Below are 21,348 nucleotides of genomic sequence, written 5' to 3'. Positions count from 1 at the left end.
AAAGGATTATAGGAGATTTAGTCGAATATATTATCTACTAACACTAAGTCAAAGGGGATGACAAGTAAAATAATGAATAGAGTTGATGAAAGAGATACAATGTTTGCTAGATCAAACTATGAAAAGGGTAGTGAGGCTTATGTAGATTACTACTCGAGAAATCCTGAAAAAAAGGATATAGATGATAGCATAAGAACTAGACCTTATCTATGCAGTGAGGAAAGTATGACGTATAATCCAACAAATTCACCAATGGCTTTGTCTGCATTTGAATTTTTATCAGACATAAAGCACTTATGTGAAAACAAACCTAAACCAGAAAAGGTAAAAGTAAATAAAAAAATAATAACTAAGAAAATAAAGGGGTTTGCAAAACAGTATGGAGCTAAATTAGTAGGGATAACAGAATTAAAAGACTATCATTATTATACTCATAGAGGAAGACATGAAGAAAATTATGGTGAAGAAATAACTAATCATCACAAATATGGAATAGTATTTGCAGTAGAGATGGATAAAGATATGATAAATAGAGGACCTATGATAGCAGAAGTTATAGAAACTAGTAAGTGCTATGTAGATGCATCTATAGTTGGGATGGTACTTAGTTATTACATAAGAAACCTAGGCTATGAAGCTAGAAATCATATGGACTCGAATTATTTATTGATGCCAGTTAGGGTGGCAAAAGATGCTGGACTTGGACAGATAGGAAGAAATACTATTTTAACTACTAAAGAGTATGGCTCAAGAATAAGACTTGGAGTGGTAACTACAGATTTAGAATTAGATGTAGATGAGCAAATAGATTTTGGGCTAGATGACTTCTGTAAATTGTGCAACAAGTGTGCACATTTTTGTCCTTCGCAATCTTTATCCAATAAGCCAGATAAAGATTCTTGGGTAATAGAGCAAGAATCTTGTTACATAAAATGGTTGTATATGGGGACAGATTGTGGGATGTGTATATCAGTATGTCCATTTGCACAAGAGTTAGAAACTATAAAAGAAGTAAATACTTTTAAAGATAATCAAGAACTTATAAAAAAGGCTCTTGATGAATATAAAGAAAAGTTTGGTAAAAGACCTTTCGTTCCAGGAAATCCTGATTGGTTAAGGTAAACATATTGAATTAAAATAAGCTGTAGGTAAAGTTGTATTAAACAAACTTATCTACAGCTTTTATAAATTTATTTAATCATCAAAATCCTTATACAAAGAGTACTCATTACAATCTATAAAATAAATTTTTTCTATATCTTTTATATAAAGTTTATTTATGTCATCTGTATAAGAAAAGCTAACTCCAATACCACAGTTAGAGCTTAAATTTCTGGGAACTGGAGAAGACTCATTTTCCATACCACTTTTAGTTAAAAATCTAGAAAATTTAATAGCGCAAGAATGAGTAAACTTTTTATATTTTGACAAGCAGCATTATTATCTACCAAAACTTCTACACCTTAAGGATTTTCTTCTAAACCCTTCTTAGCCATGAGTACAGGTTGAAGACAAGAATATCCTCTAGCATCTATTTTTTTAGCCAATACTAACATCTACTTTTAATTTATTTTTTATATCTTTATCAGCCTTGCAACTGTAATATGAAATGATACCAAGTATAAAAAAGCATACAATCACAGCTATTTGACTATTAGATGTAGGTCCTTTTGAAGAAGATGCTAATTGGAAGTTGTGACAAAAAGCTGCTCCAACAAGCATACCAAATATAGTTATTACAGAGTCAATATTTCCCTCGCCAGATAAAATTAATTGTCTCATAGGACAACCACCTAATAATACAGAACCCCATTCTGCTAATACCATACCTAAAAAATTCCATAAACCATCTGTATGGGCTACTGGCTGATCAGTAAATCCAGGAGTGAAGAATCCAAAAGTTAAATTCCCTATAAAAGCAGCTACTAGCATAGCTAAAAATCCTAATAAAAAATAATAATCTTTAAACAATATTAAATCTCTAAATCCACTAACCATACACAATCTAGTTTTTTGACATATAACTCCAACAGCTAGCCCTATTGTTAAAGCTATAAAAGCTGGAGCATGCTGAGAACCAGGACCTTCTTTTGAGAATAATAATAAAGCAGAAGATGATATTAGCATAATGAATAATACAATATTTATAGCTGGGAATAAAAATCCTTCTAATTTAGTTTGTTTGTAACTTCTTTTGAGAGAGAATCCTTTTCGCAAGCAAACTATACCAATAAGTATACCTACTACAAAACCACCTATACCAAATAAAGCATTTAAATCTCCACCTGCAAGTCTAAGCACCATTCTAGTAGGACAACCTAAGAACATTAATGCTCCTATTATTACTATAAATCCTAGATAAAATCTTATAAATGGAGAAGAGCCACCACGAGACTTAAATTCACGACTACCAAGTGCTAAAATAAAAGAACACAGCACCATTCCTATAATTTCAGGTCTTATATATTGAACTATTTCAGTTCTGTGAAGACCTAATGAATCTGCAATATCCCTAATAAAGCAAGCTACACATATTCCCATATTCTTTGGATTTCCATAAAGTACGGATAAAACAGATATAATTCTAATTATAGCTCCACCGATAATGATGTTTCTTTTTTCCTTCATTAAAAATACCCCCATATGAAATTGTTAGATACAAAATACTTTTCCACGCAAAGTATAACATAGCCATTTTGTAGATAATTAGGTAAAAATGTAGTATAGAAAAATTCTAAAATACTCATGTAAAGATAGATAAAAACAGTATAGCAGTAATAAAAATGAATGATATATTAAACTTAAGATATATTTAATTAGGGGGAAAAATGGATAAGATACATTGTGATAATGGAGCAACATCATATCCAAAGACAACATTAAAGGGTGGAACTATGCTAGATTATATAAATAATGTAGGTTGTAATGTAAATAGAGGTGCATATTCATCATCCTATGAAGCGGAAAATGTTCTATATGAAACTAGAGAATTAATATGTGAATTATTCAATTTTGATAAACCTAAAAATGTTGTTTTCACACCTAATATTACAACTAGCTTAAATATAGTAATTAAAGGCTTACTAAAAAAGGTGACAATGTAATAGTTTCTTCTATGGAGCACAATGCAGTTATGAGACCGTTGAATTCTTTAAATGACATAACGATTACAAAAGTTAATTGTAACTTTTTAGGCGAAATCAAACTAAAAGATTTGTAGGTGGAATAAAAGGAATAGATAAAAGTTTGTTAGTTGGAAAGCTTGATACTAAAAATAGAACCTCGGTAGTTTCTCTTGATTTTAAAGAACTTGATAATGGGATAGTATGTCATATGTTAGATAAAAATTACGGTATATCAACTAGAAGCGGTCTTTATTGTGCACCTTCTGCTCATAAAACACTAGGAACTTTTCCTAATGGTACTGTTAGATTTAGTTTTGTGTACTTTAACACAGAAAAAGAAATAGATTATATTATTGATTGTGTGAAAAATATATGGATAAATAAATAATTCATGTTTTATAATATACTTTAAGAAAATGGATAATCATTTTTAAAATCAATTTACATTTAAAGATCTGAATAAGGGGAAGATATGAAAATAAAGGACATAAACTGGAAGGATATATCATACCTAAAAGAGGGGAATAATACTCAAAGAAAAAGTTATGAAATACTTAAAAGAATAAATATATTTGAAGTACTCAAGGATTACAACCCAATACTGATAGGAACTATTCCAATACAAATAAACATAGAAAGTAGTGATCTAGATATTGTATGTGAAGTAGAAAACTTCGTTACTTTTAAAGAAGTATTAGTCAATGAATTTGAAATAAGAAAAGGATTTAAAGTAATATAAAATAGTATAGAAAATATAATAGTATGTAACTTTTATGTGGATGATATAGAAATAGAGATATATGCGAGCAAAAATCATTCAGAGAAAACCAACGGATATAGACATATGGTGATAGAAGCTAGATTGATAGAGATTTTAGGAAAAGATTTTAAAAATGAAATAATAGCTTTAAAAAAGAGGGGATTAAAAACAGAGCCAGCTTTTGCTAAACAACTAGGATTAAAAGGTAATCCATATGAAAGTTTACTAGAATTAGAAGAATACTATGATGATGATTTAAAAAATTTAAAATAATATTAATATAGAAAAATATAAAGAAGTTATTATGCTTATTTTTAGTATAGTAACTTCTTTATTATATAAATATTATATAAAGTATTGTATATTAGATTATGAAATAACATATGCAAATTAACAAATGAGGTGTTTATATGAAAAATATTTTTTATTATGAAACAAAGCTGGGAAAGATAGGAATTGCTGAAGATGGAAAAGGAATAACAGATCTTTATCTAGCGGAGAAACTATCATCAGAAGATATGAATATTGAAGAAACACCATTAATTAAAGAAACAGCAAAGCAACTTCAGGAATACTTATTAGGACAAAGAATAGAATTTGATGTACCACTTTCTCTTAACGGTACAGAATTTCAAAAGCTAGTATGGAATGAACTTAAAGATGTACCATATGGCAAAACATATAGTTATAAAGAATTAGCTCAAAAAATAGGTAAGCCAACAGCAGCTAGAGCAGTGGGAATGGCAAATAATAAAAATCCTATATTAATAATAATTCCATGCCATAGAATTATAGGTGCTGATGGAAGTTTAGTTGGTTATGCTGCGGGTTTAGAGATAAAAAAACAATTATTAGATATGGAAAATAATAATTAAATAAAAGTATATTAACATTATATGGAGAAGGGATATATGAACGAAAAAATTAGAGAAGAACTTTTGAAATTATCAGAAGAAAAGTATAGAGAATTTTCTTCAAGGCTAATACCAGGAGTTGAGAATATACTAGGTGTTAGACTTTTGTGTTTAAGAAAAATAGCGAAGAGAATAGCTAAAAAAGACTGGAGAGAATATCTAAAAAATGCTAATGATACATATTTTGAAGAGGTTATGCTACAGGGAATGGTAATAGGATATGTTAAGGATAGTAATATAGAAGAAATATTAGTATATATAAAAAACTTTATTCCTAAAATAAATAACTGGTCTGTATGTGATAGTTTTTGTAGTGGGCTTAAAATAACCAATAAAAATAAAGAAATAGTATGGGAATTTCTAAAAAAATATAACACTAGAATATTTAAATAATAATAATCTTGATGATTTTACTTACAATAAATCTCTCCAGAAAATATGTGAATCTTTAAAGATTGACAAAGAAAGGAAAGTCTTAATAAAATCAATGAAGAGATAGTAAAAATGGGCTAATTTACCTTAACATAGCCCATTTCTATTTTTTTACATACAAGGATTTTATATTAAGAACAAAACTGTTGATAAATTATGGATATAAGATATATCAACAAGTTTGAAAATGTAGAAAAATATATTTTGAGCAACGGACGTAGTCGTTGGCGACATGAGCGAAGCGAATTTTTTATTTAGATTACTTCCAAGATATTTGTGCTTCTTTTCTTGGAGTTGTTCTTTGATATTTTACATCTGGATATCCGATAACCATGCAAGTTACAATTTTTTGATTTTCGTTCAGTCCTAAGAAGTCCATAATTTTTTTATTTCCTTCAGCAGATCTTGTAAAGAATCCACTAAAGAAAGTTCCAAGGCCTAGAGCATTAGTCATAAGTTCCATATTAGAGGAAGCTAAACTAGCATCTACAGGATTATCAGAAACTACAAGTATTACAGCAGGAGCATTGAAGAATAGACTATCCCTACCAGTAGGATTTGCTTTAAATTCTTCATACATTTTTACCCACATCTGGGCATATAGCTTTAAATTCATTGTTTCAGGTGTTAAGTTAGCAAGCATATATTTACCCATATCACTTAATCTTTCTAAAGACATTTCTTTTAAAGTTTCTATGCCATCTTTAACTACAATATAAGATACATCTTGTGCATTTCTTGCTGTTTGAGTAAATCTCCCTGCTTCTATGATTTTAGAAAGTTTTTCTATTTCTACATCCTGATTTTTAAAGTGTCTTACACTTCTTCTAAACTTGATAAAGTTTAGTAAATTATCTGCATCAATAGAGAAATCCTCTTTATTATAATCTTTAACTTCATTCATGTTATAATCATCAGTTGATACTGCATTTTTAGGGCATATTGCAATACAGTGACCACATTTAAAACAGGCTACATTTTTAATATGAGCCTTTTTATCTATAAGTTCAATATCTTTAACCATGCAATCTTTAACACATAGAGAACATCCTATACAAAGATCCTTATCTACTTTCATCATAAAAAACACTCCCTTTAATTTATATAATATCTTTCAATTTTAATTTATATGTCTTAATTATTTTGGTATACTAATAAGTAAAATTCATAAGAAAATACAAATATATTTATTAAGGATAATAGTGATTATAGCACTGTTATAACCACTATGTCTAATTTAAAATATTCATAAACATATAACTTTTAGTTATAGATTTGATAAATTATAAAAAGGAGTAGAAAATGAACCTACAACAACTAGAGTATTTCAAAACAGTCGCTGAAACCGAAAATTTTACTAAAGCTTCAAAGTTATTATTAGTTACTCAACCAGCATTAAGTAAATCAATAGCAAAGTTGGAAGGAGAACTAAAAGTCCCTTTATTTGAAAAGAGTGGCAGAAATGTCAAACTAACTAGGTTTGGGAAATTATTTTTAGTTCATGCAGAGAGAGCATTGGTAGAGATTGAAAAAGGGATAAAGGAATTAGATGAAATGGTTAGTGATACTACAGGGACAGTTTCTATTTCCTCTACATCTAGAGTAGGAGCTTATTTTATGAATTTTATAATAAGCGATTTCTTAAATGATAACCCTAATGTAAAGTTTCAATTTAACCAACAGTCTGTAACTGAAATAATAGAAGATTTAAAAAAAGGAAAAATTGATATTGGTTTCTATGATAATCATACAGAACCTATTTGGGATATTAATATAGAATCTATACCAATAAAAAAGCAAGAGTATATATTAATAGTACCAAAGAATCATAAATTAGCCGGTAGAGGAGAGGTATCTTTAAAGGAATTAGAAAATGAATCTTTTATAGCATTTTGTGAAGGTAGTAAAGATAGGATTCTTTCTTGTACTGATGCTTTAGGGTATACCCCTAAAATATCAATTCAGCCAAAAGGAGCTAATATAGGAAGTGTAATAGAAGGATTAGTATCTGCTGGAGCAGGGATTTCAGTAGTTCCTGATTCACCAACTATCAATACAAATACACTATCTAAAATAAATATTAAAGAAACTATTAAGGAAAGAATAATATATATGAGTTATTTAAAAAATTCATATATACCTCCAATAGCAAAGTTATTTAGAGATTATATATTAGAATATGTTGATAGAAATTATATAACTTCATCATAAAAAATGTAACTCCTAAGTTAAAGGAGTTACATTTTTTATGTTTATTAATTTAATTCAAGGATCTTTTTTTCTATATTATCTAAATTTTTATCTTCTCCATAAGTTAAATCAACCTTGTGAAGAGGGATAAGTTTAGTCTTGTGCTTAATTTTATAACCTATATATAAACTTAAAAATAGAGGTATACCTATATAAGAAGCTATTAAACCACTCCAGTCAATGCCATCTGGTTTAATACAAGAATAACCTTGACCTATTATTATAACTATACACATTATTAATGCTAGTATAGGTCCAAAAGGATACCATTTAGCAGTAAATTTTAAATCTTTTAAATTATTACCTTGATGAGTATATGCTTTTCTAAATCTATAATGGCATATTGCTATTCCAACCCATGCTATAAATCCAGCAAGGCCAGATGCAGCAACTAACCAAACATAAACAGTACTTTCGGCAAATACACCTGTTAAGAAACAAAAAGATGCAACTATAGTAGTTAATATTAAAGCATTTACAGGAACACCTCTTTTATTAGTCTTAGCAAATAGCTTTGGAGCAAGTCCATCCTTAGCCATAGAGTGAAGCATTCTGCTTGATGCATACATACCAGAATTTCCAGCAGATAATACAGATGTTAATATTACTGCATTCATAAGAGAAGCAGCTCCAGCTATACCTGCTTTCTCAAATACCATAGTAAATGGACTTTCAGAAACACCAGCCTGTGTAAAAGGTATTATAGCACCTAAAACTATTATCGTTCCTAAATAAAATATTAATATTCTCCAAAATATGGATTTTATAGCCCTAGGAATAGTTTTTTCTGGATTTTCACTTTCTCCAGCAGCAACTCCTATAAGTTCGGTTCCCTGAAATGAAAATCCTGCAACTAGAAAAATGGCAAAGATTGATTTTATTCCACCATGGAAAGGTCCATCTTTTATAAAATAATTATGAAATCCTATTTCATCAGAACCAATTATACCAACTATCATTAATACACCTATTATTAAAAATATAATTACAGTAACAACTTTAACACCAGCAAACCAATATTCAGACTCACCGTAGGCTTTTGATGATAGGAAGTTTAATCCGACAATTATTATTAAAAATAATAAACTCCAGTAAACTCCTGGTATGTTTGGGAACCAAAATTTCATAACTAAAGAACCTGCAACCATTTCGGCAGCTATTGTTATAGCCCAGTTGTACCAGTAATTCCATCCAAGTGCAAACCCAAGTGCTGGGTCAATAAATTTAGTAGCATAGGAACTGAAAGATCCAGAGATTGGCATAAAAGTAGCCATTTCACCTAAACTTGTTATTAAAAAATAAACCATAATGCCTACTAAAACATATGCAACTAATGCACCACCAGGTCCTGCTTGATAGATAGTATCTCCCATTGCAAGAAATATACCTGTTCCAATAGAACCACCTAGTGCTATCATGTTTAGATGTCTTGCTTTTAATCCTCTTTTTAATTCTTGATTTTGTTCACTCATTTGATTATCCTCCTTATGGTGTAAATTTTCCATAAGTAAGTAACTAAGATAATAAAATTTATCTAACAATAAAAATGCGCTTAGTTTATGTCGCTAACGACTTCGACGGTTACTCAGATATATTTTTATATTATTGAGTTATTGATATACCTTATATAAGTTATCAGTAATTTTAGGTTTACATAAGGTTTTTGTATACAAAAAAAGCCATGAGACTATACCCATGACAAAAATACGTAAATTATATACAAAAAATACAACGTACCGTACGTTTTCATTGAAAATAGCTCTCCACAAAAATGTGACAGTCTTATGCATATTTTACATAAGCCCAGTAAATAGTATCAAAGCCATTAACTATTTACTTCGGCGAAATTTCCTTTTGTATTATTTCATTGAGCTTACCTCCATAATACTACTCTTAAATTTCGCGCCTCTATCTCAGTTATCTACTTGTTGTTTTAAATTATAACCAAAACAAAAAATAAGTCAATAGAAAAGATTAGATTTTGTACAAAAACAATAAATAATAAGTTTACTAACAATAATTGCAAGTGTTAAAATAGAGTTAACATAGTTAGTAAAAATATAACAAGGAGCAAAAGCATTAAATAAAGAAAATTGAGGGGGAAAGCAAGTGACATTATTAAAAAAGAGCATAGCAAGCATAACAACACTATGTTTAATAACTATAAATCTAACTAGTTTGAGTTTTGCAAGTGAGGATATGCAAAAACAAGAATTAAAAAAAGCTATAGAAAAATCGGAACCATTTGTAGTAAGTGGTAATATAAAGGAAGAGAAAAAAGAAGGTATATCACCTCAACAAATCCTAATTAATTATTTAAGCAATGTAGAAAAAACTTCTACTTTCAAAGTCAAATCAAAAGAAGATGATAAAAATGATTCTCAGGTTATAGTAAGACTTCAACAGTATATAAATAATATACCTATCTATGGTTCAGATTTAGTAGGATGCGTAGATTATGACGGAAATATAAAATCAATTTCAGGATATATAGAGCCAACATCAAAGACATTAAAAGGATTTAACTATAATCCGACTTTAACTAAAGATGATGCACTTAAGATAGCAAAGGAAAAACTTGAACTAAAAAATGAATTAAATAAAAATGAAAAAGTAGAGTTATATTTATATAAAAGTAAAGAAGAATATAAACTTGCATACAAAGTAGATGTAAATATAATAGGAAAAACAATTTATAACAAAATTGTATTTATAGATGCTAACAGTGGAGATATAATAAATCAATACGAAAACACAAACAATATAATCAAATCAGAAAAAATTAAAGCAAAAGGTGTATTTGGAGATGAAAGAGAAATACAAGTAATACATAGACAAGGTGAAGCAGGCTTTAAAGACGGGTATTATTTTATAGATTTAAGTAGAGGATCAAAACCTATAAAAACTTTAGATATAAAAGGTCAATATTTTTATCAATATTATTATCAAAATAAAATTCCTTATGGCATGGATAATGATATAAAATATTTTAGCACAAAACTAGAAAAGAGCGATGGAAAGTTTGTAGATGCAAACTACCATGTAGGAAAAACTTACGATTTTTATTTAAATAAATACAATAGAGATGGGCTAGATGGAAAGGGAAGTAAGCCAGAATTACTTGTAAATGTAAATGAGCCAGGAAATGCATTTTCCAGTCTAGTAAATGGAGTTGATATACTAGTTTTTGGAAATGAAAACTCAACAACTTATGATTCTGCAGGATCATTAGATGTAATTGGACATGAATATACTCATTCAGTAGTAAGACATACTGCTAATTTAGATTATGTATCTCAATCAGGCGCTATAAACGAAGCATATGGAGATATTTTTGGTACTTTAGTAGAACATACTTATAAATCAAGCAAAAATTGGACTATAGGAGAAGATTTTTCAAAATATGGATACTTAAGAAGCATGAAAAACCCAGATATAGATAATGTAGATAATATGGAAATCTGTAGAAGGTCTCATGTACATAATGATAGCTGTGACAATGATTACGTACATGAAAATAGTGGTATAATAAATAAATTAGCTTACCTAATATCTGAAGGTGGAACACAATATGGTATTAATGTTAAAGGTATCGGAGAAGAAAAAATGGGTAAACTTTTCTATGATGCACTTACAGAAGGCTTATATTCTCAATCAGATTTTAATCATCTAGGAGAAGTATTATTATTAAAAGCTAAAACAGCAAGTGAAAAAGAAACAGTAGAAAATGCTCTAAAAGCTGTTGGGATAATGAAGGTAAGCTCAAATAATCCTAAAGTAGTTATAAGTAAAATGGTAGGAGAAACTAGATATGAAACATCTATAATGATAAGTCAAAAAGGTTGGGATACTTCTGATAATGTAGTATTAGTAAATTCAAGTTCTATAGCAGATGCTCTTTCAGCCACACCATTTGCAAAATCTATAAATGCTCCAATACTTCTAACACCAAATGACAGCTTATATTATAATATTGAACAAGAGATAAAGAGACTAAAAGCTAAAAATATATATATTATTGGAGGTACAAGTTCAGTATCGAATAATATAGTAAATGAGCTTGAATATGATGGATTTAAGGTAAATAGAATAAGTGGAATAGATAGATATGACACATCATTAGAAATAGCTAAAAGATTAGGTAACATATCAAATATAGCTGTTGTAAATGGAGTTAAAGGATTAGCAGATGCAGTTAGTATAGCACCTGTCGCAGCCAATAAGAATATGCCGATAATACTAACATCACAAAATGAAAATTTTGATAAAATTAATAAGTTTATTAAACAAAACAATATACAAACATCTTATGTTATAGGTGGACAAAGTACTATATCTAATGATATAACAACTAAATTACCTAACTATAAAAGAATAGGTGGAGATGATAGAAATGAAACCAATGCTTTAATTTTAGAGAACTTTTATAAAGAAAAAAATCTAGAAGACATACTTATAGCAAAAGATGGCATAAATAAACAAGATGATTTAATTGACGCCCTATCAGCAGGAGTATTAGCAGCTAAGAAAAACTCTCCAATTGTAATAGTTGGAAGTAATTTAAATTGGAAGCAAAAAGAAATTTTATCATCTAAAGAAACAAATGAAGTAACTCAAGTTGGTGGAAATGGAAATGAAAATTCATTTAGTCAAATAATTGATATATTAAACAAATAACTAAATTCTTTATAAAAAATACTAACAAGTAAAGTTAGTATTTTTTTGTTTAAAATCTAACTTATATGTTTTATATGTAAAAATATGGGAATAAAATTAATATATATGGATAGAAAGCTTAATTCAAGTAAAAAAGAAATTGAAGAATTTAAAGAATGTAGTTAGGAGATATTAAAATGAAGTTGGAAAAAGAAATAATATTAGAAGAAAGAGAAGCTAAAAAGATAGAAAGAAAATCTGAGAAATGTGATAAAAAGGAATTCGAAATTAACAGCGAAAGAAATTACAAAGAAGCACAAAAAGAAGCTAAAGCTCATCAAAAATCTATGAAAAAATTAGAAAAAGAAAAGTTTGAAGAAAAAAGGGAAGAAAGAAAAGTAAATAAATAAATTAAATAGGTATTTATAAAGGTATATAATTTAAGTATTATATGTTTATATAAGTATCTATTTAGATTATTTACTAAAACACTAACTTATTAAAGTTAGTGTTTTTTAATATATTTAAATAATAAATACAAAGATATAAAAAAAGTGGATTAATTAAAGGAATTTGTTTAAATTTGTAAAAGTATATTAATAAAGAGGTGAGTTCATATGTTTAACCAAAGTATTGTTTTAGAATTTGACAAAAGGTTAGTTTCAGAAGAAGAGATGATTGAGAATATAGATTATTATATTTCAAGGTCTAGTGAAGGTATGAAACTCATATCACAGGGAAAGCAAAAGGAGGCTATGAAAATATTAAAAGAAATTAAAACGTCATTAAAGAAAGAATACATATATTATAATAAAGAGAAGATTAAACCATATATACATAGAAATAATGTATATAGAACTTATCAATGGGGGATAGTTTTAGCTTATTCTAAATTATATAAAGTCTATTCTTATAAATATTTGTATGACAATTTATTTAATGTATGGGATAGTATCTCTAATCATGATTCTTGTTTATTTTTAGGATATAGAATATAAAGACACTTATATTATTTAATGATATAAGTGTCTTTTTAGTATAAAATAAATTTTATTTGTATAAAAATTTGGGTAAATATGATCTATAGCTACTTTTATATTTATTAGATTATTTACATCGAGATATTATAAAATTTTCAAAAAAATATAAAAAAATAAGGAAATTTACTGAAAAATATAAAATTTAAGCTAGAATTAGGTGGTATCAAGGGGTATAAGAAAAGTGAATATAAATAGCTTGAATATACACTATATATGGTATAAAATAGAGGTTGTGTTACTACATATAGTGCTTATGCAAAGTTAAGTAAAGTGCTGAAAAACAAAAAAGTCAATACTTTTTATTAAAAAAGTTATTGTTTTTTTATCTAGTAAGACTTGACAAACACATCAAGAAATATTAGGCAAAAGGAGAGTTTTATGACCAGAAAATTAAATATAATAAAAAGAAATGGAAAGGTTGCAGAGTTTGATAAAATAAAAATCGAAAATGCAATACTAAATGCTATGAAATATGGTAGCGGTATATATGAAGAAGAAATAGCTAAAAAAATAGCTAACGAAATAGAAGAAAATTGTTATGAAAAGTCACCTTCGCCGACAGTATATCAAATAGAAGATATGGTATATAAGAAGTTAATAGATTATAAACACGAATTGACTGCGAAAGCTTATGAAGGATATAGAGCGGTACAGTCATTTAAAAGAGAAGTGAATACAACTGACGAAAGTATATTAGGATTACTAGACAATAGTAATGAAGATGTTATAAATGAAAATTCAAATAAAAATGGATTATTAGCGTCTACTCAAAGAGACCTAATAGCTGGAGAAGTTTCAAAAGATATAGCAAGAAGAAAATTAATACCAGCACATATAGCGCATGCCCATGATGAAGGTGTACTTCACTATCACGATATGGACTATGCAATTCAACCAATTCATAACTGTATGCTTATAAACTTAGAAGATATGTTAAATAATGGTACAGTAATAAGTAATAAATTAGTAGAATCACCAAAATCATTTACAACAGCTTGTACAGTTACAACACAAATAATAGCTCAAATAGCAAGCGGTCAATATGGTGGAAACTCTATAACTATAAAGCATATAGCACCATTTTTAAGAGTATCGTATGATAAATATTTCAATAAATACAAAGAAAAGTATTCTGAAGAAATGGCTAAAGAATTAGCTGAAGAAAGAATGTTAGAGGAGCTAAAAGCAGGTATACAAACTATAAGATATCAATTATCAACGTTATATACAAGTAATGGTCAATCACCATTTTCAACTATATATTTAGAGATTGAAGAAGGTCATGAATATGAAAGGGAAATGGCTTTAATTTGCGAAGAAATGATAGCGCAAAGATTAGAAGGAATGAAAAACTACAAAGGACAAGAAGTAGGAGAAGAATTCCCTAAACTAGTTTATTTATTAGATGAACATAACTGCCTAGAAGGTGGTAAGTATGACTATATTACAAGGCTAGCAGCTAAATGTAATACGAAAAGATTAGTTCCAGATTATCAAAGTGCTAAAATAATGAGAAAGAATTATGAAGGAAATACTTTCCCACCTATGGGATGTAGAAGTCACTTATCTCCATGGAAAGATGAAAATGGAAATTATAAGTGGTATGGAAGATTCAATCAAGGTGTAATATCATTAAACTTAGTACAAGTTGCATTAACTGCAAATAAAGATATGGATAAATTCTGGGAGATATTAGATGAAAGATTAGAACTTTGTAAAGAAGCTTTAATGGTTAGACATGATTTATTAAAAGGAGTAAAATCAGATGTATCTCCAATACATTGGCAACATGGAGGAATAGCTAGACTTAAAAAAGGAGAGAAGATAGACGCTCTTTTAGAGGATGGATATTCAACTCTTTCTTTAGGATATGTTGGGGTATATGAAATGACTCAAGCAATGCTTGGTGTAAGTCATACAACTAAAGAAGGGGAAGCATTTGCATTAGAAGTTATGCACCATTTAAATGATGCTTGCCAAAGTTGGAAGGAAGAAACTGGTCTTGGATTTGGATTATACGGAACTCCTGGAGAAAGTTTAACTTCAAGATTCTGTAGAATAGATAAGCAAAAATTCGGAGAAATTAAAAATGTAACTGATAGAATGTATTATACAAACTCATACCATGTTCACGTAACTGAAGAAATAGATGCTTTTGAAAAATTAAAGTTTGAAAGTCAATTCCACGACATAAGTTTAGGTGGATGTATAAGTTATGTAGAAGTACCGGATATGAGTAAAAACCTACAAGCAGTAGAGCAAATAATAAATTACATCTATCACAATATACAATACGCAGAAATAAATACTAAGCCAGATATATGCTATAAATGTGGATACACAGGTGAAATAAAGCTTGATAAGGATTTAGAATGGTATTGTCCAAACTGCGGAAACAGAGATAAAGATGAAATGCAAGTTATGAGAAGAACTTGTGGATACATTGGGGCAAATATGTGGGGTAAAGGACGTACTCAAGAGATAGGTGAGAGAGTACTTCACTTATAGAATTTGGAGTGATAATATGAGATTTGCCAAAATAAAAGACAATGACATAGCTAATGGACTTGGAGTAACAATGTCTTTTTGGACACAAGGATGTCCCCACCACTGTAAAGGATGTTTCAATGGAGAAACATGGGATTTTAACGGAGGTCAAGAATTTACACAAGAAGATTTACAATATATTATTGATAATATAAATAAAAATAATATAGATAGAGACTTATCTATATTAGGAGGAGAGCCATTATGCCCTCAAAATGTAGAAGGTGTATTTAATTTATGCAAAGAATTTAAGAAACATTACCCAAATAAAATGATATACCTATGGAGTGGATATACACTAGAAAATTTTGATGAAAGTCAAAAGAAAGTATTAAAATATATAGATGTATTAATAGATGGTAAGTTTGAAGAAAACAATAGAAATCTAAGCCTAATGTTAAGAGGTTCATCAAATCAAAGAGTTATAGACGTAAAAAAGACATTATTAAGTAATAAAATAGTATTTTATGAGCTAGGTTAAGTATGTAGAATGCATCAAGATAAATATAAATTTTATCTTGATGCATTTTTTACATGTAAGTAAATTATATTAAGCACAAAAATGTTAACAACTCATGAAAGTAAAATATGTCAATAAGATTGAAAATGTAAAACGTGACATTTGAGGAACGGACAAAGTCGTTGGTGACATGAAGTGTAGCGCCCACGCAGTGGCTTAAGCGAAGCGAATTTTTTACAAAATAAAAAATTATTATGCTAGAAGAAGTAATTTCATAGAGTACTTTAACGTTTAGTTTCAAAAAATGAAATTAATAATTATTATCATTTACAAAAATGATTAATTATGATATACTTTAAATAAATAGAGAATTAATGAGTAATTTACTAGCAAGTGAACATAAAAGTGTAAATTATATCATAGCTTACATAAATTTTTTAAATCCGATGATCTTCAGCACGTTATTAGATTTAATACAGAAAGTATAATATTCCCCTATATGATAAATTACATTATAAATGTTATGCTAATTATACTCTTAATTTACTAATATAACTACACAACTTCTATATAAAGACCACGATTCATATCGTGGTTTTTATTTTAAAAAATGATAATGAAATTCATTTACAAAAAATAAAAATTATGATATATTAAAAATAGGCTTAAAATTATCGCGGCAAATTTCTGATTTTATAGGAGATGATAATTATGGCAAGAATGATGGGACCTAGATTTAAACAATGTAGAAGACTAGGGTTAAATGTATGTGGGCATCCAAAAGCAATGGATAGAGCTACAAAAGGAACGTCTAGAGCGGACAAAAAGCTTTCACCATATGGAGTACAGTTATTAGAAAAGCAAAGATTAAAGGCTTACTATGGTGTGTTAGAAAAGCAATTTTCTAACTATGTAAAAAAAGCGATGAAATCTAAAGACTCTACAGGTACAGCATTAGTACAAATGTTAGAATGTAGATTAGACAACTTAGTATATAGATTAGGGTTAGCAAGCTCTACAAGACAAGCTCGCCAAATGGTAGTTCATGGACATATACTAGTTAATGGGAAAAAAGTAGATATACCTTCTTATGGAGTGTCAGTAGGAGATGTTATATCTTTAAGAGAAAAATCTCAAAAAAATACAATGTTTAAAGATAGTTTTCAACAAAATGCTACTAGCCAATATCCTTACTTAACTAAGGATATAGAGAACTTTTCAGGTGTTCTTACTAGAAAGCCTGAAAGAAATGAAGTACCAATAGAAATTGACGATATTTTAGTTGTTGAGTACTACTCAAAATAATCTAAATATAAAATTACCATAAATCTTAGGGTTTATGGTAATTTTTTTATTTTAAGTATTTTATAAAGATAAAAATGGACAAAATGATAGTTATATTATAAGCTAATCTATATAAAATAATTAAAAGGAGGTCGTTAATGTATAGTTTGAACAATATCAAGCAAAATAATTGTCCATTAAAATTCATATCAAACATACTCGGAAAAAAATGGGTATGTGAAATAATATGGGAAATTGGTAATGATAAAAAAAGATTTGGAGAATTACAAAGGTGCATAGAAGGATGTAGCAAGAAGATGTTAATTCAACAATTAGAATTTTTAATCGAAAATGGAATAGTAATTAATGACAAAAAAGAATTAAAAAATAATATCCAATCAACATACTATTTAAGTGAATGTGGTGTTTCGTTACTTCCAATAATGGAAACTATGATACTTTGGAGTAACAAACATATTAAATGTGATTGTTAATTTTATATAGATATTAATCTGGTTACAAAAAAGTTACCAGTTGATACAAGAGCTCATACTTGTTATATTATAAAAAACAGGTATGAGCTCATTTACTTTATATAAAAATAATCGGAGGGAGGCAATACATGAATTATACGTTTTTTTCAGAATTTCTTATGGTCACGAATTATATGACTTTAATATCAATAGCAATTTTAATAGGAATGTTTTTTGTAATAAATAAATTAAGTAAAAAGATAAAATTTAATAAATTAATGATTTTATCAATAGTATTAGGGATTGGACTAGGAGTATTAGTCCATGCTATAGCAGGATTCCCAGAAGATCCTACTAAGGTAACTTGGTTAACAGAAGTATCTAAATGGTATGGGCTATTTGGATATGGTTTTATGGATTTATTAAAAATGTTAGTAGTTCCACTTGTGTTTGTTTCAATAGTAAGAGTAATAATGAACTTAAAGCAAGGTGAAAACCTAGGTAAATTAACAGGAAAGACTATTGTAATGTTATTAGGAACAACAGCGATAGCAGCAATAATAGGTATAGTAGTTGGAAATTTATTTAACTTAGGAGTAGGACACGAAGCGATAGTAAAAAGTGGAGAAATAAGAGAGGTTACACCAATAGTCGATACTATAAGAGGTTTATTACCATCAAATCCAGTAAATGCAATGGCACAAGCTAATGTAGTTGCAGTAGTAATATTTGCAGGATTTTTAGGTATAGCAGTAAAGAGACTTAATAAAAAGTATTCAGAAATAATAAAACCATTTGTAGATTTAGTAGAAGCATTTTATAAAATAATAATAAGTGTTTCTATAACAGTAATAAAACTAATGCCTTATGCAGTAGTTGCTTTAATGGCTACTACGATAATAGATAGAGGTGTAACATCAATATTAGATGTTATGGACTTTATAATAGCTCTTTATGTAAGTGTAGCAATAATGTTTATTGTACATTTAGTAATAATAACTTTAAGTGGGGTAAATCCTATAAAATACTTAAAAAATGTATCTAAACCACTTATATTAGCATTTACATCTAGATCAAGTTTAGGAACATTGCCTGTAACAATAGAAACACTTACAGATAATGTTAAAGTAGATCAAGGTATAGCAAGTTTTGTAGGAAGTTTAGGTTCTAATATGGGAATGAACGGTTGTGCAGGAATCTATCCAGCATTAATGGCAATTACTGTAGCTAATATGTCTGGTACTCCTATGAACTTTAGTTTTTATATCATGTTACTTATAGTAATAACTATAAGTTCGTTAGGAATAGCTGGGATACCAGGTACTGCAACAATGTCAGTTTCAGTAGTTATATCAGGTATGGGTATGGGAGCATATTTCCCGCTATTAGGTGGAATACTTGCTATAGATCCAATATTAGATATGGGACGTACAATGCTTAATGTTAATGGAACTATGGCTTCAGCAATAGCAGTTGCTAGTTCATTAGATAAAATTGAAAAAGATAAAATAAGTTAATAAAATCTATAAAAAACCTTCAAACAACTATTAATTATTTGAAGGTTTTTATTAGTTTTTTATATGAATATTTTTATTAAGAAATCTTTGAATTTATACATATACTATTTTCTTTAATTATTAGTTTGCCTAAAAAAGCTCCAATTAGTGCAGGAATAACCCAGTTAAATCCTATATTAGCAAATGGAAGATTGTTAATAAAAGGGATATTTATACCTAGATTACTAAGTACTGTAAGCAAGCTTGTTAATAATGTTGCATAAGCAGCACCCTTAAAAGCAGAATCTCTCTTAAATATTTTTCCAAACAAGCTCATTAGAACTAAAACTATTGAAACAGGATATAACACTGTTAGTATAGGAGCAGCAATAGCTATTATTTTATCTACGCCTAAATTAGAAAATATGGCACTAAATACACATATAAAGGTTACTATGTATTCATATTTTAGTTTTCTATTAGTTACATCTTCGAAATACTTAGCTGTAACAGAAGTTAATCCTATGGAAGTTGTTAAGCAAGCAAATGCAACAACTATACTTAATAATATAGTACCAGTATTTCCTAATAAAAGATTTGTTATATTAACTAGTAATTCTGTCTGAGAAATGCTAGCATCATACACCGTAGAAACTGTAGCTCCAAGATATGCTAGTCCACCATAAACTAGTGTAAGCCCAATACCTGCAATTAAAGATGCTTTTATCGTAAGGCTTATATTTTCTTTCTTATTTCTGTAACCTTTACTTAAGAAAGATGACATAACAAGTGCAGTTATACCACCTAATCCAAGGGCATCCATAGTTTGATAACCTTGAGTTACACCTCTCATAAATAGATTATCAGAAGAAATATTAGTATTTAACTCACCAATAGGAGATAATATCCCCTTGATTATTAAGATCGCTAACGCTGCTAAAAGTATAGGCGTTAAAAATTTACCTATAATATCCATAACCTTACTTGGTTTTATAGTTAATATAAACACTAGTGTAAAGAATAAAATTGAAAATATTATTGGATTAAATGAGTTATTTAGAGGAAGTATACTCATTTCAAATGTAGTTGCACCAGTTCTAGGAACTACTAATATTGGACCTAAGCACAACATCATTATTACTTCTAAAGTAAGCCCAAATCTTTTGCCAGCTTTTCCAATAACATCTTGGAATGAACCAGCCTTTGCTATTGCATTGATAGAAAGTAGTATTATACCAACATCTGCAATTATAAACCCTAAGAAACTCATTAGCCAATTGCTACCAGAGGTAACACCTATGTATGGTGGGAAAATCAAATTACCTGCTCCAAAGAACATTGAAAATAGTGCGAAACCAATAACAATAATATCAATATTTTTTTTCATAATAACACCTCTTTTTTTATTTTATATATAAAAAAGCCACATAGTATGTACCATGTGACTTTTATTTTGCCTAGGATAAATAAAAAAGCCACATAGTATTATCTATGTGGCTTTACATAACAAGTTAGCTTTCACCATCATAGATACAAACAAGTACCAGTTTGTATCTACGATTAATCTATCGTTCATAAATACAAACCAACTACAATAGCCAAAAGCTAAAATAAGATATATTTAATTGTTTATTGTTAGTTAGATTTGTATTAATTATCATATTTATATTCTCCTAAAAAATTTATATTTAAATTGATTATATATAGTTAAAGGGAATATGTCAATAATATTTTTCAGAAAATTTATACAAATTATTTTATAATTAAAGTAAAAAATATTTTATAAATATGCAGTAAATTATAAAGGCTTAAGTAATAGCAATTATAGAAAAAAATAAAAATTTAGTGTATATTAGTTAAATGCTAATATAAAAGTAATAAAATAAAAAGACAATCATAATACAATAAAAC

The 21,348-nt window shown here is 28.3% G+C and carries 19 protein-coding genes, 1 pseudogene and 1 riboswitch; of the genes and pseudogenes, 15 read left to right on the top strand and 5 right to left on the bottom strand.

Annotated features, from left to right (window positions below; all coding sequences use genetic code 11):
• Positions 1 to 72: 72 nt before the first annotated feature.
• On the top strand, positions 73 to 1,122 hold the full coding sequence (locus tag I1959_RS08495) for a 4Fe-4S dicluster domain-containing protein (protein ID WP_195238104.1): 1,050 nt from the start codon (positions 73 to 75) through the stop codon (positions 1,120 to 1,122).
• 72 nt (positions 1,123 to 1,194) lie between these two features.
• On the opposite strand, the gene I1959_RS08490 is transcribed toward I1959_RS08495, so the two are convergent.
• Positions 1,195 to 1,431: a putative Se/S carrier-like protein gene (locus I1959_RS08490; protein ID WP_166504809.1), complete on the bottom strand. Its 237-nt coding sequence runs from the start codon at positions 1,429 to 1,431 to the stop codon at positions 1,195 to 1,197.
• A 108-nt stretch (positions 1,432 to 1,539) separates the two neighbouring features.
• On the bottom strand, positions 1,540 to 2,628 hold the full coding sequence (yedE, locus tag I1959_RS08485; protein ID WP_166504810.1) for a YedE family putative selenium transporter: 1,089 nt from the start codon (positions 2,626 to 2,628) through the stop codon (positions 1,540 to 1,542).
• Between the two features lie 200 nt (positions 2,629 to 2,828).
• Between yedE and I1959_RS15785 the strand changes: the two genes are divergently transcribed.
• The 5 genes and pseudogenes from I1959_RS15785 (at position 2,829) to I1959_RS08460 (ending at position 5,192) form a co-directional block, all read left to right on the top strand.
• The gene (locus tag I1959_RS15785) at positions 2,829 to 3,104 is read left to right on the top strand and encodes an aminotransferase class V-fold PLP-dependent enzyme (RefSeq protein WP_330405548.1); all 276 of its coding nucleotides are present in this window, start codon (positions 2,829 to 2,831) and stop codon (positions 3,102 to 3,104) included.
• Between the two features lie 142 nt (positions 3,105 to 3,246).
• On the top strand, positions 3,247 to 3,513 hold the full coding sequence (locus tag I1959_RS15780) for an aminotransferase class V-fold PLP-dependent enzyme (RefSeq protein WP_334293979.1): 267 nt from the start codon (positions 3,247 to 3,249) through the stop codon (positions 3,511 to 3,513).
• Positions 3,514 to 3,597: 84 nt separating this feature from the next.
• A pseudogene (locus I1959_RS15490) lies at positions 3,598 to 4,158 on the top strand (DUF4269 domain-containing protein).
• A gap of 137 nt (positions 4,159 to 4,295) precedes the next feature.
• Positions 4,296 to 4,760 carry a methylated-DNA--[protein]-cysteine S-methyltransferase gene (locus tag I1959_RS08465; protein ID WP_092922888.1) on the top strand — a complete coding sequence of 155 codons (465 nt, stop codon included), beginning with the start codon at positions 4,296 to 4,298 and terminating at the stop codon, positions 4,758 to 4,760.
• A 36-nt stretch (positions 4,761 to 4,796) separates the two neighbouring features.
• Entirely contained in the window at positions 4,797 to 5,192 is a 396-nt protein-coding gene (locus I1959_RS08460; protein ID WP_330405549.1) for a DNA alkylation repair protein, read from the top strand.
• A 298-nt stretch (positions 5,193 to 5,490) separates the two neighbouring features.
• Here I1959_RS08460 and I1959_RS08455 read toward each other — a convergent pair whose 3' ends face one another.
• On the bottom strand, positions 5,491 to 6,312 hold the full coding sequence (locus I1959_RS08455) for a nitroreductase family protein (protein ID WP_166504814.1): 822 nt from the start codon (positions 6,310 to 6,312) through the stop codon (positions 5,491 to 5,493).
• A 221-nt stretch (positions 6,313 to 6,533) separates the two neighbouring features.
• Between I1959_RS08455 and I1959_RS08450 the strand changes: the two genes are divergently transcribed.
• Positions 6,534 to 7,442: a LysR family transcriptional regulator gene (locus I1959_RS08450; RefSeq protein WP_166504815.1), complete on the top strand. Its 909-nt coding sequence runs from the start codon at positions 6,534 to 6,536 to the stop codon at positions 7,440 to 7,442.
• A gap of 44 nt (positions 7,443 to 7,486) precedes the next feature.
• Here I1959_RS08450 and I1959_RS08445 read toward each other — a convergent pair whose 3' ends face one another.
• Positions 7,487 to 8,953 carry an amino acid permease gene (locus I1959_RS08445; protein ID WP_195237922.1) on the bottom strand — a complete coding sequence of 489 codons (1,467 nt, stop codon included), beginning with the start codon at positions 8,951 to 8,953 and terminating at the stop codon, positions 7,487 to 7,489.
• A gap of 276 nt (positions 8,954 to 9,229) precedes the next feature.
• Positions 9,230 to 9,400: riboswitch (Lysine riboswitch) on the bottom strand.
• A 190-nt stretch (positions 9,401 to 9,590) separates the two neighbouring features.
• On the opposite strand from I1959_RS08445, the gene I1959_RS08440 reads away from it, so the two are divergent.
• The 8 genes from I1959_RS08440 to I1959_RS08405 all read left to right on the top strand — a co-directional run bounded on the left by I1959_RS08440 (position 9,591) and on the right by I1959_RS08405 (position 19,458).
• On the top strand, positions 9,591 to 12,158 hold the full coding sequence (locus tag I1959_RS08440) for a cell wall-binding repeat-containing protein (RefSeq protein ID WP_166504817.1): 2,568 nt from the start codon (positions 9,591 to 9,593) through the stop codon (positions 12,156 to 12,158).
• Positions 12,159 to 12,334: 176 nt separating this feature from the next.
• Positions 12,335 to 12,547 carry a hypothetical protein gene (locus tag I1959_RS08435; RefSeq protein ID WP_092922906.1) on the top strand — a complete coding sequence of 71 codons (213 nt, stop codon included), beginning with the start codon at positions 12,335 to 12,337 and terminating at the stop codon, positions 12,545 to 12,547.
• 207 nt (positions 12,548 to 12,754) lie between these two features.
• Positions 12,755 to 13,135, top strand: coding sequence for a hypothetical protein (locus I1959_RS08430; protein ID WP_092922909.1), 381 nt, complete (start codon positions 12,755 to 12,757; stop codon positions 13,133 to 13,135).
• Between the two features lie 420 nt (positions 13,136 to 13,555).
• Entirely contained in the window at positions 13,556 to 15,685 is a 2,130-nt protein-coding gene (gene nrdD / locus I1959_RS08425; protein WP_166504818.1) for an anaerobic ribonucleoside-triphosphate reductase, read from the top strand.
• A 16-nt stretch (positions 15,686 to 15,701) separates the two neighbouring features.
• Positions 15,702 to 16,205 carry an anaerobic ribonucleoside-triphosphate reductase activating protein gene (gene nrdG / locus I1959_RS08420; protein ID WP_092922915.1) on the top strand — a complete coding sequence of 168 codons (504 nt, stop codon included), beginning with the start codon at positions 15,702 to 15,704 and terminating at the stop codon, positions 16,203 to 16,205.
• 690 nt (positions 16,206 to 16,895) lie between these two features.
• Positions 16,896 to 17,489 carry a 30S ribosomal protein S4 gene (gene rpsD / locus I1959_RS08415; protein WP_092922918.1) on the top strand — a complete coding sequence of 198 codons (594 nt, stop codon included), beginning with the start codon at positions 16,896 to 16,898 and terminating at the stop codon, positions 17,487 to 17,489.
• Positions 17,490 to 17,626: 137 nt separating this feature from the next.
• Entirely contained in the window at positions 17,627 to 17,962 is a 336-nt protein-coding gene (locus I1959_RS08410; protein WP_092922921.1) for a winged helix-turn-helix transcriptional regulator, read from the top strand.
• Positions 17,963 to 18,090: 128 nt separating this feature from the next.
• Complete coding sequence (locus tag I1959_RS08405; RefSeq protein WP_092922924.1) at positions 18,091 to 19,458, top strand: cation:dicarboxylate symporter family transporter; 1,368 nt, start codon at positions 18,091 to 18,093, stop codon at positions 19,456 to 19,458.
• Between the two features lie 76 nt (positions 19,459 to 19,534).
• Here I1959_RS08405 and brnQ read toward each other — a convergent pair whose 3' ends face one another.
• The gene (brnQ, locus tag I1959_RS08400) at positions 19,535 to 20,824 is read right to left on the bottom strand and encodes a branched-chain amino acid transport system II carrier protein (RefSeq protein ID WP_092922927.1); all 1,290 of its coding nucleotides are present in this window, start codon (positions 20,822 to 20,824) and stop codon (positions 19,535 to 19,537) included.
• Positions 20,825 to 21,348 lie beyond the last annotated feature (524 nt).

The organism is Romboutsia sp. 1001285H_161024_C4, from assembly GCF_015550185.1.
Lineage (GTDB): Bacteria > Bacillota > Clostridia > Peptostreptococcales > Peptostreptococcaceae > Romboutsia_C > Romboutsia_C hominis.
This window is presented reverse-complemented; position numbering and strand designations above follow the sequence as displayed.

What these genes read in the sequence shown, in the direction of transcription:
- I1959_RS08495 (WP_195238104.1), top strand. Translation starts at nt 73, where the DNA reads ATGAATAGAGTTGATGAAAGAGATACAATGTTTGCTAGATCAAACTAT.
- yedE (WP_166504810.1), bottom strand. Translation starts at nt 2,628, where the DNA reads ATGAAGGAAAAAAGAAACATCATTATCGGTGGAGCTATAATTAGAATT.
- I1959_RS15785 (WP_330405548.1), top strand. Translation starts at nt 2,829, where the DNA reads ATGGATAAGATACATTGTGATAATGGAGCAACATCATATCCAAAGACA.
- I1959_RS08465 (WP_092922888.1), top strand. Translation starts at nt 4,296, where the DNA reads ATGAAAAATATTTTTTATTATGAAACAAAGCTGGGAAAGATAGGAATT.
- I1959_RS08460 (WP_330405549.1), top strand. Translation starts at nt 4,797, where the DNA reads ATGAACGAAAAAATTAGAGAAGAACTTTTGAAATTATCAGAAGAAAAG.
- I1959_RS08455 (WP_166504814.1), bottom strand. Translation starts at nt 6,312, where the DNA reads ATGATGAAAGTAGATAAGGATCTTTGTATAGGATGTTCTCTATGTGTT.
- I1959_RS08450 (WP_166504815.1), top strand. Translation starts at nt 6,534, where the DNA reads ATGAACCTACAACAACTAGAGTATTTCAAAACAGTCGCTGAAACCGAA.
- I1959_RS08445 (WP_195237922.1), bottom strand. Translation starts at nt 8,953, where the DNA reads ATGAGTGAACAAAATCAAGAATTAAAAAGAGGATTAAAAGCAAGACAT.
- I1959_RS08435 (WP_092922906.1), top strand. Translation starts at nt 12,335, where the DNA reads ATGAAGTTGGAAAAAGAAATAATATTAGAAGAAAGAGAAGCTAAAAAG.
- I1959_RS08430 (WP_092922909.1), top strand. Translation starts at nt 12,755, where the DNA reads ATGTTTAACCAAAGTATTGTTTTAGAATTTGACAAAAGGTTAGTTTCA.
- nrdD (WP_166504818.1), top strand. Translation starts at nt 13,556, where the DNA reads ATGACCAGAAAATTAAATATAATAAAAAGAAATGGAAAGGTTGCAGAG.
- nrdG (WP_092922915.1), top strand. Translation starts at nt 15,702, where the DNA reads ATGAGATTTGCCAAAATAAAAGACAATGACATAGCTAATGGACTTGGA.
- rpsD (WP_092922918.1), top strand. Translation starts at nt 16,896, where the DNA reads ATGGCAAGAATGATGGGACCTAGATTTAAACAATGTAGAAGACTAGGG.
- I1959_RS08410 (WP_092922921.1), top strand. Translation starts at nt 17,627, where the DNA reads ATGTATAGTTTGAACAATATCAAGCAAAATAATTGTCCATTAAAATTC.
- I1959_RS08405 (WP_092922924.1), top strand. Translation starts at nt 18,091, where the DNA reads ATGAATTATACGTTTTTTTCAGAATTTCTTATGGTCACGAATTATATG.
- brnQ (WP_092922927.1), bottom strand. Translation starts at nt 20,824, where the DNA reads ATGAAAAAAAATATTGATATTATTGTTATTGGTTTCGCACTATTTTCA.